The sequence below is a fragment of the Candidatus Andeanibacterium sp. genome (assembly GCF_057143545.1).
Genome location: NZ_DBNHSF010000067.1, coordinates 1 through 10,706, shown reverse-complemented (window position 1 = coordinate 10,706; position 10,706 = coordinate 1). Strand labels below are relative to the sequence as shown.

The 10,706-nt window shown below is 65.0% G+C and carries 14 protein-coding genes; 7 read left to right on the top strand and 7 right to left on the bottom strand.

The window, feature by feature from the left end:
* The first annotated feature begins 42 nt into the window (after nt 1–42).
* Nucleotides 43–906, top strand: coding sequence for a dioxygenase family protein (locus AC16XC_RS04405; protein ID WP_484033430.1), 864 nt, complete (start codon nt 43–45; stop codon nt 904–906).
* A 9-nt stretch (nt 907–915) separates the two neighbouring features.
* Here AC16XC_RS04405 and AC16XC_RS04400 read toward each other — a convergent pair whose 3' ends face one another.
* Together AC16XC_RS04400 and AC16XC_RS04395 are read right to left on the bottom strand one after the other, a co-directional pair.
* Nucleotides 916–2,175, bottom strand: a complete 1,260-nt coding sequence (locus AC16XC_RS04400) for a gallate dioxygenase (protein ID WP_484033429.1) — start codon at nt 2,173–2,175, stop codon at nt 916–918.
* Nucleotides 2,176–2,313: 138 nt separating this feature from the next.
* Nucleotides 2,314–2,877, bottom strand: coding sequence for a YbhB/YbcL family Raf kinase inhibitor-like protein (locus tag AC16XC_RS04395; protein WP_484033428.1), 564 nt, complete (start codon nt 2,875–2,877; stop codon nt 2,314–2,316).
* A gap of 171 nt (nt 2,878–3,048) precedes the next feature.
* Here AC16XC_RS04395 and AC16XC_RS04390 point away from each other — a divergent pair, with 171 nt between their 5' ends.
* The 3 genes from AC16XC_RS04390 to AC16XC_RS04380 are packed head-to-tail and all read left to right on the top strand — an operon-like array spanning nt 3,049 to nt 5,874.
* Entirely contained in the window at nt 3,049–4,512 is a 1,464-nt protein-coding gene (locus tag AC16XC_RS04390) for a S41 family peptidase (protein WP_484033427.1), read from the top strand.
* A 10-nt stretch (nt 4,513–4,522) separates the two neighbouring features.
* Nucleotides 4,523–4,915, top strand: coding sequence for a hypothetical protein (locus AC16XC_RS04385; protein WP_484033426.1), 393 nt, complete (start codon nt 4,523–4,525; stop codon nt 4,913–4,915).
* The gene (locus tag AC16XC_RS04380; RefSeq protein ID WP_484033425.1) at nt 4,912–5,874 is read left to right on the top strand and encodes an alpha/beta hydrolase; all 963 of its coding nucleotides are present in this window, start codon (nt 4,912–4,914) and stop codon (nt 5,872–5,874) included. Before AC16XC_RS04385 ends, AC16XC_RS04380 begins: the two co-directional genes overlap by 4 nt.
* 79 nt (nt 5,875–5,953) lie before the next feature.
* On the opposite strand, the gene AC16XC_RS04375 is transcribed toward AC16XC_RS04380, so the two are convergent.
* Entirely contained in the window at nt 5,954–6,376 is a 423-nt protein-coding gene (locus AC16XC_RS04375; protein ID WP_484033424.1) for a hypothetical protein, read from the bottom strand.
* Nucleotides 6,377–6,474: 98 nt separating this feature from the next.
* On the opposite strand from AC16XC_RS04375, the gene AC16XC_RS04370 reads away from it, so the two are divergent.
* A complete protein-coding gene (locus tag AC16XC_RS04370; RefSeq protein WP_484033423.1) occupies nt 6,475–6,990 on the top strand; it encodes a cupin domain-containing protein in 516 nt (171 codons plus the stop codon).
* A 4-nt stretch (nt 6,991–6,994) separates the two neighbouring features.
* On the opposite strand, the gene AC16XC_RS04365 is transcribed toward AC16XC_RS04370, so the two are convergent.
* The 4 genes from AC16XC_RS04365 to AC16XC_RS04350 form a co-directional block, all read right to left on the bottom strand.
* Nucleotides 6,995–7,732, bottom strand: a complete 738-nt coding sequence (locus AC16XC_RS04365) for a DODA-type extradiol aromatic ring-opening family dioxygenase (protein ID WP_484033422.1) — start codon at nt 7,730–7,732, stop codon at nt 6,995–6,997.
* A 65-nt stretch (nt 7,733–7,797) separates the two neighbouring features.
* A complete protein-coding gene (locus AC16XC_RS04360; protein WP_484033421.1) occupies nt 7,798–8,229 on the bottom strand; it encodes a COG3650 family protein in 432 nt (143 codons plus the stop codon).
* Between the two features lie 5 nt (nt 8,230–8,234).
* Nucleotides 8,235–8,645 (bottom strand): hypothetical protein, encoded by a 411-nt coding sequence (locus AC16XC_RS04355; protein ID WP_484033420.1) that lies wholly within the window; start codon nt 8,643–8,645, stop codon nt 8,235–8,237.
* A gap of 2 nt (nt 8,646–8,647) precedes the next feature.
* Entirely contained in the window at nt 8,648–9,262 is a 615-nt protein-coding gene (locus tag AC16XC_RS04350; RefSeq protein ID WP_484033419.1) for a CAP domain-containing protein, read from the bottom strand.
* Nucleotides 9,263–9,421: 159 nt separating this feature from the next.
* Between AC16XC_RS04350 and AC16XC_RS04345 the strand changes: the two genes are divergently transcribed.
* Both AC16XC_RS04345 and AC16XC_RS04340 read left to right on the top strand, forming a co-directional pair.
* Nucleotides 9,422–10,384, top strand: coding sequence for an aspartyl/asparaginyl beta-hydroxylase domain-containing protein (locus tag AC16XC_RS04345; RefSeq protein WP_484033418.1), 963 nt, complete (start codon nt 9,422–9,424; stop codon nt 10,382–10,384).
* Nucleotides 10,381–10,706 (top strand): sulfotransferase (locus AC16XC_RS04340; protein ID WP_484033417.1); only part of this gene is annotated, 326 nt, incomplete at its 3' end. The genes AC16XC_RS04345 and AC16XC_RS04340, both read left to right, overlap by 4 nt.

The following is a 10,706-nucleotide window of genomic DNA, read 5'->3' as shown; positions in this document are numbered from 1 at the left end:
GCTTGATCGTAGCTCCCCACGGGCTACGCCTTCGGAATGCGCATGAACGAGACCAGCCGAATCGACCGCCGCTCGGCGCTGAAGGGCGCCGGTGCGGGCTTGCTGGTGGCGGGCCTGGCTTCCGGCGGAGCCCTGCTCTCGCGCGATTCGGCGAGCGCGGCGAACAATCCCGGCGGCTGGGCGACTGGCGGCACGGCGGCGATGCGCGATGCCGCTTCCTATCCCGATCCGTTCACGCTGGCGGACCGTGCGTGTTCGGTCACCTGCGAGCAGATCCTCGGGCCGTGCTGGGCGCCCAAGGCGCCGCTGCGGCAGGACATCAGCGAGGGCGAACCGGGCATTCCGACGCGGATGGCCTTCCGCCTGGTCGGCGCGGAGGATTGCGCCCCGATCGCAGGCGCGGAAGTCGAAATCTGGCACACCAATTGGCGCGGGACCTATTCGGGCGACGACGTCGAGGGCGGCGATTTCTGCACCACCGGCGACGAGCATGCGATCGCGGGCTATTTCTGCCGCGGGCGCGCCATCTCGGATGCCGATGGCAGGGTGACTTTCGACAGCTGTTTTCCCGGCTGGTATGGCAGCCGCGCGCTCCACATCCATTTGCTGGCGCGGATGCCCGAGCACGCCGGCGAAGCGACCACGCGCAATCTGCAGCTGGTCACCCAGTTCTATTTCCCGGCGGAACTGACCGAACAGGTCCATGCCTCGGTCGAAGGCTACGCCGAGCGCGGACAGCCCGACACCACCAATGCGACCGATTCCGTGTTGCGCAGGGCGGGCGCAGCCGATTCCTTCGTCTTCGGAACCCGGCAGATGGAAGACGGCGCCCTGCTTGCCTGGAAGACGATCGCGATCAGCCGCGGCGAGACGTGCGGCTTCCGGGGCTTCCGCGGACGGTTCTGACGCTGCGCCTCAGTCTTCCTTGCCGGCCACGCCGTAATTGATCTGCGCGTTGCGGGTCTTCTGGAATTCGGGAACGCTCATCCCCTTCATCGCCGCATAGATATCGATATTGCCGATCCCGGTGACCGCGCCGAGCTTTTCGAGCATGAAGAAGATCACCCCGTAATGGATCATCCCGATCCAGTCGCGGCGGCGGACGAGGTCCTTTTCTTCCTCGGTCAGCCCGCCCTTTTCATAGGCGGCTTCCTCGTCCTCGCGGAACAGCTTGCGCATCTCCGGCCGGGTCAGCGAATGGAGGAAGTGGTTGAGGCGGAAGCCCTTGACCGAGCGTTCGATGGTGAAGGGATAGGTGCCCTCCATTTCCTCGGCGCCGACATAGTCGCGATCGGCCCGTGCGCGCGTCACCGCCGGATCCTCGACCGGCGGATCGCCCGATCTTTCCTCGAGGATCATGGTCGCGATCGGGCACATCGAGGGCAGGAAATAGGTCTTGTGGGTCGCTTCGACCTCGGCCGAGAGCGCGCCGCGCATCATCAGCCACATCACCACTTCGGCGCCTTCCCAGCCGCCCAGCCTGGCCAGTTCGGCCACGGTCATGTCGAGCAGGCTTTCGGGGTCCTTCTCGAGCCGCTCCATGAATTCCATGTCCCATTCGGGATTGTTGAAGCCGCAGCCTTCGCCATGGACCTGGTGCGAGAGCCCGCCGGTCCCGGCGATCGCGACCTTGATGTCTTCCGGATAGGAGAGGATCGCCTGGCGGAGCGATTTGCCGAATTTGTAGAACCGCCGGGCGGAGGGCAGCGGTACGGTCAGCACGCCGCACACCACCGGCAGCAATTTGCAGGCCCAGCCGTTCTCGTCATAGTCGACCATCACCGAGAGCGGGCTGAACGCCCCGTGGTCGAGCCCCTTGCCCTGGAAATAGCTGAGGTCGAATTCGTTCGCGACCATCACCCGGGCGACATGTTCCGCGAACTTGGGATCGCCCTTGATCGCCGGGATGTCACGCGGCCCGCCGCCTTCGTCGGCGGCCTTGAATTCCTCGCCCACGCCGAGCGCGAAATGGCTGTAATGGTCGAAGAACGAGGTCATGTGGTCGTTGTAGATATAGACCAGCACGTCCGGCTGCTTTTCGCGGAACCATTTCTGGACCGGCTCGTAACCCTCGAAGATCGGCTTCCACACCGGATCGTCGAACTTTCCGGCGTCCTTGGCGAAGGCAATGGTGGGGGTATGGGAGGTGGCGACGCCACCGACGATCCTGGCCATTTTGGTCCTCTTCCATTCCGGGATAGGCCGCCCGTCTGCAGCCGAATCCCTTCGAATATCCGAATATGCCTAATCGATAGCAGAAAATCCTGCCAGATTCTTCGTCGATTTGAAGATTTCAGAGATGCGAAATTTCGCTCAGTTCCCGTCGAAATCGATCTCGTCGATGTCGACATCGTCCCAATCGTCGTCCTCGTCCTCCGGCGCGAAGGTCGCGGTCAGCATCGCCACGCCGACGACATGGCCTGCCATCGCATCGAATACCTTGTCCGGCGTGCTGCCCGGCGAGAGGTCGAGCGGCGTGTCGAGCGCGAACAGCTGGAACATGTAGCCATGGCGTTCGCCCAGCGGCGGCTTGGGCAGCAGCCATTCGCTGTTGCCGAGCGCATTCTTGCCGACGCGGGGAGGAATCTCGCCCTCCAGCAATTGTCCCTGCTGCGGAGCCAGCCCCCAGACCAGCCAGTGGCAGGCCCCGGTATCGGGGCATTGCACGACCAGCGCCAGTTCCAGCGCGCCATCGGGCGGGGCCGACCATTCGAGCGGCGGCGCGACCGAATCCTCCTCATAAGCGGTAAAGCTCGGATCGAGCTCCTCGCCGTCCGCGAATGCCGCCGAACTCAATTCGAATCCCTCGGCGCCGAGCAATTCCGGCGACGCGAGGCGGGCGATGGCAAGGCTGGCATGTCCGGCAGAAGCGGTCATTTCGATCTTTCCCTGGCAGGTGGCGGCAATCTGGAACCTTCTTTGGCAAGCCGACAGGACCACGACAAGGGCCGGCCTGCCATACAGGCTGTGGATAGCGACGAAGTCCGTCGCAAGCGGGGTTGCCCTCTTCTTCCGCGAACGCAATCAAGGAGCAATGAGGGGAAGGATATGAATCGCGCGGGACGCTGGCCGCTGTCGCTCTGCCTTGCCGCGGCGTTGGCATCGTGTTCCGGCGGCGGGTCTCCAACGTCCAACGCGCCAACGCCGACCCCTACGCCGCCCCCGGGCGGCACTCCAACTCCGACCCCGCCGCCGACCACCGGCGCCTGTTCACTCTCCAACCGGCAGGATTTCGCCTTCGACACGCTCGACGAGTGGTATTTGTTCCCCAACCTCCTCGCGACCAACGTCAACAAGGCCAATTACAGCGACCTGCAATCCTATATCGACGCCTTGGTGGCGCCGGCGCGGGCGCAGGGCCGCGACCGGTTCTTCACCTATGTCACCTCGATCCAGGAAGAGGAGGACCTGATCAATTCGGGCGCGACGGCCGGCTTCGGCTTCAGGCTGATGTATTTCAACGATGGCGGCAATCTTCGGGTGTTCGTCAGCGACAGTCTCGAGGGCGCACCGGCGCTCGGCCAGAATATCGATCGCGGCGACGAACTGCTCGGCGTCTCAACCCAGGGCGGGACAATGCTGCTGGTCAACAGCCTGCCGGCGACCTCCGGTGGCGTTTCGACCTTGATCAATGCGCTCGGGCCCGACACGCCGGGAACCACTAGGGTGTTGCGGATCCAGTATCTCGGCGGCGCGCAGATGGACGTCACGTTGGCGAAGGCCGACTTCAATATCCAGCCGGTCTCGCCGCGCTTCGGCGTCGAGACCTTCAACAATAACGGCACAACCGTCGGTTACGTCAATTTGCGGACCTTTGCCTCGTTGACCGGAAGCAGCCAGCTGCGGGATGCATTCCAGACCTTCAAGAACCAGGGCATCACCCAGGTCATTGTCGATTTGCGCTATAATGGCGGCGGGCTGGTCTCGGTCGCGGAACTGTTCGGCGACCTGATGCTGGCCAACCGGGTCGGGCAGGTGTTCAGCTACACGACCCTGCGAAGCTCGAAATCCTCGCTCAACGAAACCGACAATATCGGCAGCCAGTCGCAGGCCATCGCGGCGACCAAGATCGCCTTTATCGGCACCGGGTCGACCGCCTCGGCGAGCGAGCTGGTGATAAATGCGATCCCGCCCTACCTCGGCAACAATGTCGCGCTGATCGGCGAGAATACCTATGGCAAGCCCGTCGGCCAGTTCGCGTTCGATCTCGATGCCTGCGACGATCGCCTGCGGGTCGTCGCATTCCGGACCGAAAACGCCGACAACGAGGGCGACTATTACAACGGCCTTGCAACGACCATGCCCCGGACCTGCCAGGCCATCGACGACATCTTCACGCCCATGGGCAGCGCTTCGGAGGACATGATCGCCACCGCGCTCGACTGGCTGCGAACGGGGACCTGCACGGCCATCTCCGGCGGGTTGAAAACCACCCAGGGAGTGAGCGGCTCGGGCCTGTTGCAGCCCGAGCGTCCGACCACCGTGCAGCGCGAAGTGCCCGGCCTGTTCTAGGCTGCGCAGAGTGAACGAGGCCCGACAAATCGAAGGCTGGAAACTATCGAAGGGCGCCCGCGAGGATTTGCTGGGCCGCTTCCCGCCGCGCTACTCCCGGATCGTCGCCGATCATGTCACTTTCAAACCCGGGCCGGACAACGCGCCGATGCCCGAAATCGCCAGCGGACTTATCGTTGGCCGGGCGGATGACGCAAGCGGGGTCGAAGCGCTGGTCGTTGCGATCGGCGGCACAACCGGCCGGCCCGACGGATCGACCTGGCATATCACCTGGTCGCTCGAGCCGGGACGCAGGGCCCGCGAATCGAACGATGTGATCGCCGAACACGGCTGGACATCGCTCGAAGAATCGATCGAAATAGCGCTCATCAGGGAATCGTGGCTTTGGAAGGAAGACAAATGACGAGAACCCTGATCGTCCTCGCCGCGATGACCCTGGCCGGAATGCCGTTGCAGGCACAGGAACGCCAGCCGGGCGAATATCCGCTGACCGGGGATTCGCAGCCGCATGAAGGGATCGCGCATGGCGAAGTGCGGGGACCGTTCGAATTCCACAGCGAAGTGTTCGCAGGCACGGTGCGGCAATATTGGGTCTATGTTCCGGCCGGTTACGACCCCGCCGACCCGCCCAACCTGCTGGTGTTCCAGGACGGGCATCGCGCGGTCCGCTCCGACGGCGTTTTGCGGGTCCCGATCGTGCTCGACAATCTGATTGCCAAGGGAGATATCCCCCCGACCATCGGATTGTTCGTTACGCCCGGCAATCTGTCCCAGCATTTTCCCGAACTCGGGTGGAACAACCCCGACCATCGCTGGCAGGAATATGACGAGCTCGACGACGATTATTCCCGGCTGATTATAGGGGAAATGCTGCCGCTGGTTGCGAGGGATTGGAGCTTTTCCGACAATCCGGCCCAACGCGCGATCGGCGGCACTTCGAGCGGAGCCATCGCCGCTTTCACGGTAGCCTGGCGGCATCCCGAGGCCTTCGGCAACGTCATCTCGATGATCGGGAGCTACACCTCGATCGCGGCGCAATATTCCGATCCGCTCGGCCCGCCGGTCCCGGCCGGAGATCTCTATCCGCGAATGATCCGGCTATCGCCACCCAGGCCGCTCAGGATCTTCCTGCAGGACGGATCGAACGATCTCGACAACCAGCACGGCAACTGGTTCCTCGCCAACCAGCAAATGCTCGCCGCCCTCGAATATGCCAATCGCGCCGCCGATGCGCGCGGCGAGAGCGGACCGCGCTACGAAGTGGCCCATGTCTGGGGCGACGGCGGGCATAGCGACAGCCATGGCGGGGCGATCCTGCCCGATATCCTGCGCTGGCTGTGGGGGGAGCCTGCGACCGATTAGGCTATTCTCCAATCCCGAGTCCCTGCGAAAGCAGGGACCTCAGGCCAGAGGCTCCTGCCTTCGCTGGAGCTCATACATTTCACCACACCTCGACCGTCAGGTCGAACGGCTCGCCTTGGTCGAGATGATTGGCATGGACCACCAGCCGCGTGGGTACGAGGCTTTCGCCGCGATATTCGGGCAGCAGTTCGAAGCTCTGCATGATGCCGGTCTCGGCCAGCTCGACCATGGTTTCCTCGATCAATTGCCACTCCGCCGCCGCCTGCGGCGGGAGATAGGCGGTGTTGAGCGCGCTGTCGGTCCCGCCGAAAGCAAGCGGGACCATCATGACCCGAACCAGTTCGCCGGCTTCGACCAGCGTGGCGACATCCTCCTCGCCGGTCACGCTCGAAAAATCGGGCGCTTCATACTCGGCCAGCGCCGGCGGTTCATCCTGCGCCGCGAGCGGTGCGAATGAATATCCAGCCAGCAGGATCATTGTCGCCCCGATCGTTCCGCGCATGGTTTAACTCCAACCTCAAATCCGGCGCCACCAGTTTGCCTACCACAGGCCAGCGCCTATCCTGTCGGCAGCAAAAGCACAAAGGGAGTGAACGGGGGATGACAGCAACGGCACGGCGCGTGGTTACGGGGCATGACGCCAACGGCAGATCGATCGTGCTGTCGGATGGAGTTCCGCCGCAGAACCATACCTTGGCCGGCGCTGCGATCGGCGCCGATTTCATCGAAATGTGGAGCACAATCGAGACCGTCCCGATCCTCACTTCGGAACCCGCCCGCGAGCCGAACGATCGCAGCTTCACGATCATGCCCGCCGCCGGGCACCTGATCCGGATCATCGACATCTACCCGCCTCGCCTGGGCGGCAAGAAGACGGTGATGCATCGCACCCGCACGCTCGATTACGCGATGGTCGTCAGCGGCGAGATCGTGCTCCGTCTGAGCGACGAGGAACTGGTCCTCGGCCCCGGTGAAGTGGTCGTCCAGCGCAGCACCGACCATGCCTGGGAGAACCGCTCCGACACGGTCGCGCGGCTGGCGTTCTTCCATATCGCCGGCGAGTTTTCCGACGAGCTGATGGCCAAGCTGCCGCAACCGCTGGAATTGATGGAGTAGCAACTCAGGCGAAGCGGAAGGCCGAAACCGCTCCGTTGAGCACCACCTCGCCATAATCGCGCCTGCCCGCTTCGTCGGAGGCCCCTGCCGTGACCATCAGCGGGACGAGATGTTCCTCGCGCGGATGGCAGAGCCGCGCAAAGGGCGCGTCGGTCCAGCGGGTGAGCAGAGCCATGCGCTCGTTCGCGTCCGCGGTCGCTGCTGCTTCAAGCCAGTTGTCGAATGCAATCGAGGGCTCCTCAATTCGCGGGTCACCATAGGCACGCAAATTATGGAAGCTCATGCCCGAGCCAATCAGCAGGACGCCTTCCTTGCGTAGCGGTGCGAGCGCCCTGCCCGCTGCGAGATGGAGAGCGGGATCGAGCCCTGTGACCAGCGACAGCTGGACACAGGGAATCCCGGCCTCGGGGAAGGCAACCTTCATCGGCACGAACACGCCGTGGTCGAAGCCGCGCGCCGCATCGATCCCGGTCGGCAGCCCGGCTTGCTGCAACAGCTCCATCCCGCGCTCCGCCAGCCAGGGTGCGCCGGGAGCCGGCCAGGCAAGGCGGTAGGTATCCGGCGGGAAGCCGTAATAGTCGAACACCAGGCCGGGATGCGCTTCCGCGCCGGTAAAGGTAAAGCCGCGCTCCTCCCAATGGGCCGAAACCACCAGGATCGCCTTGGGCCGTTCCGGCAGGCTCGCCGCGATCGAGCGCAGATATTCCGCCATCCCCGTCCAGATTCCGTTCGGATCGGGCATGAAGAAACATGGGCCGCCGCCGTGCGGAATATAGATGCCTGGTTGATCGCAGCCCGAAGCGCAGCTCACGGATTTTCCGGGCCGGTGAACGGATGTTCGTCGGACCAGGCGCAGCCGTTGCGGACCTCGCCACCCAGGCTGAGCGTGGCAACGAACGGATAGGTGCGGTCGGACATGCCGTCGCTGCAGGCGCCTTCGGTCAGCAGCAGGTCGAAATTCGAGCCCTGGTAGGTGCCGCTGAAGGTCAGCCCGCCGCGTCCGGCAAAGCGCGCGACCTCGATCGTGGTTCCGTCGATATTCTCCGGTGTCGAATAGACCAGCGTGGTCCCGGCGACCTCGCCGCCCCAGAACGGTTCGGTTCCGGTGAAGCGCACGGATTCGCTCTCGCCGATCACCGAGAAGGGCCTCGTGTCTTCCAGCTCGCCGGGAACGGTGGAATCGTCCGCCTGACCGCAACCCGCCAGTGCAAGGCAGAGCAGTACGCCAGCCGCACGCATGCCGGTCAACCCTCCATCCGCGCCGCGAAGGCCGCCAGCCGGGCTTCGAGCAGGTCCGCTTCCTGCGCGCTCAGCTCGCCCTTGAGCAGGCGAAAACGGAAGCGGCCGCCGGCCATATCGAGCACGCCGGTGCGTCCCTGGGCGATGTCCTCGGCGATGTAGAAAGTGTAACCCGCAGCGAGAACTTTCCAGTCGCCGGGAGCAGGGACAATCCCGGTCCTGAGGCACATCACCTTGGCGTCCTTCGGCAGTTCCGCCTCGAACGCCGCGTCGCTCTCGGACAGCGGCAAGACCACGAGGTCGCGATCCTTGTGCATCACCATCCTGTCGCCGGAGCGGGCGAGATATTTGCAGCCGGGTTCTTTCAGCGGCAGGCCGTGGGCTGTAACCGTTGCCAGGAACAGCACACCCAGCACCGTTACTGCTCCGCCGTGTCCGGGGACCGCCCGAACCAGACAAAGGCAAACTTGCCGCCCACCGCGACACCCATCGCCTGGAAATTGCTGCCTTCCCATTGCCCGGTCTCGACGATCACGCCGTTGTGCATCGAACTCTTCTTCCACCAGTCGAGCGCGGCCTGCGGCTTGGCGTCGACCTCGTGCCAATAGGCAATCTCGAACCCGTAATCGAAATAGGCGCCTTCGGTGATCTCGCTCGGCTTGTCCCACATGTTCTGGGCATAGCGATTGTCGGGCGTATAGCAGACGGGGTTCCACGCGCCCTGGTCGGACCAGCTGTGCGGGCTGCACGGCTCGCCGCTCACGGGATCGGTCGCCTTGAGCATATCGAGCCCGCCATTGGGCTGGTTCGCCATGTCATTGACATGGGCCGCGGCGACCCGGGTGAGCGAAGGCGAAATCGGAATGCGCGGCAGGCCCTTCTGCGCCCGGTAATCGTTGACCAGTTCGGCCAGCCGCTCGGAATCCCTTTGGGAAACGGCGTCGCGCGTGCCCTGCGCCTGCACCGCCACCCCGCCCAGCACCAGCGAGGCGAAGGCAAAGGCACCAGCGATCTGCAAGGCCGGTCCGGGCATCAGCGAGTCCCCCAATTTTCGAGAATCGGCATGATGCCACCGCTTCGGTGCGGGAGCGAGTCCGATTTGGTATCAGGCAGGCATGTCAGCAATTCGGGACCGGCCTTCCTTGCCATCCCCCGGCCGCGCGGGCATGACCGCCCGCAGGACGCGATCCCTATGCAGCTCGAGAGACCCTTCGCCCGCCTGCCGATCCGCTTCAGCGCCGAAGCGCTCGCGGCCGAGGCCGCGGCATTGCCCAGCGAGGCGTGGGCCAACCATCCCGACGACTATCCCGGCAACGATGCGGTGTTCCTCGTCTCCCCCGGCGGGCGGCTCGAGCAGGGCCGGATCGGGGCGATGGGGCCGACCGCATATCTCGAAGCCTCGCCCTATATCCGCCAGGTCATGGCGACGCTCGGCTGCAGCTGGAGCCGCAGCCGCTTTATGGGGCTTGGGCCCGGCGCAACGGTCGACCCGCATGTCGATGCGCATTACCATTGGCGCAACCACTGGCGGCTGCATATCCCGGTCCTGACCAATCCCGGGGTGATCTTCACCTGCGGCGGCGAGAGCGTCCACATGGCGCCGGGCGAATGCTGGATGTTCAATTCCTTCCTGCTGCACGACGTCCGCAACGGCGGCGAGGCCAAGCGCATCCACCTGGTGCTCGACACGGTCGGCGGCGGGCGGCTCCACGAATTGCTCGACCGGGCGCAGGCTCCGGGCGGCGACGCAGCCGAGCCCGAATTCGTCGCGCCCGACGGGCGCAGCGACCACACCCCGCGCTACGAGCGGTACAATGCCCCGACGGTGATGTCGCCATGGGAGCTGCGCTGCCATGTCGAGTTCCTGCTCGACCATTGCCCGCCCGCGCCCGCGCTCGAGCCGATCCGCCAGCGCCTCAGCCGCCTGCTCGACGCCTGGACCGCCGAATGGGCGGTGTCGGGCGAAGATCGCGCGCGCATCCCGGCCTATCTCGCGCTGGTCACCGCCGCGCGCGACGACCTTGCCGCGCTCGGCGCCGACCAGGTCCGGCTGACCAACGGCCTGCCGCTGCTCTACTGCCTCAGGCAGATCGTGTTCCTGATGGCGGCCGAGCGCCCCGAACAGGCGCGCCCGGCAGCCGGCATCGCCCGGTGACCACCGGCCCGCTCGAGCGCCCGGTGTTCATCGTCAGCCCGCCGCGCTCGGGCTCGACCCTGCTGTTCCAGACGCTCGCCCTCTCGCCCTCGCTGGTGACGATCGGGAACGAAAGCCACGGCGCGATCGAAGGCATCCGCGCGTTCCATCCTGCCGCGAAGGGCTGGCATTCGAACCGGCTAACCGCGGCCGATATCGCGCCCGATACGCTCGCCGAGCTCAAATCCCGCTTCGCCGCCGCCCTGCGCGACCGCGCCGGCAACCCGCCCGGCCCCGGCCAGCGCATGCTCGAAAAGACGCCCAAGAACAGCCTGCGCGTCCC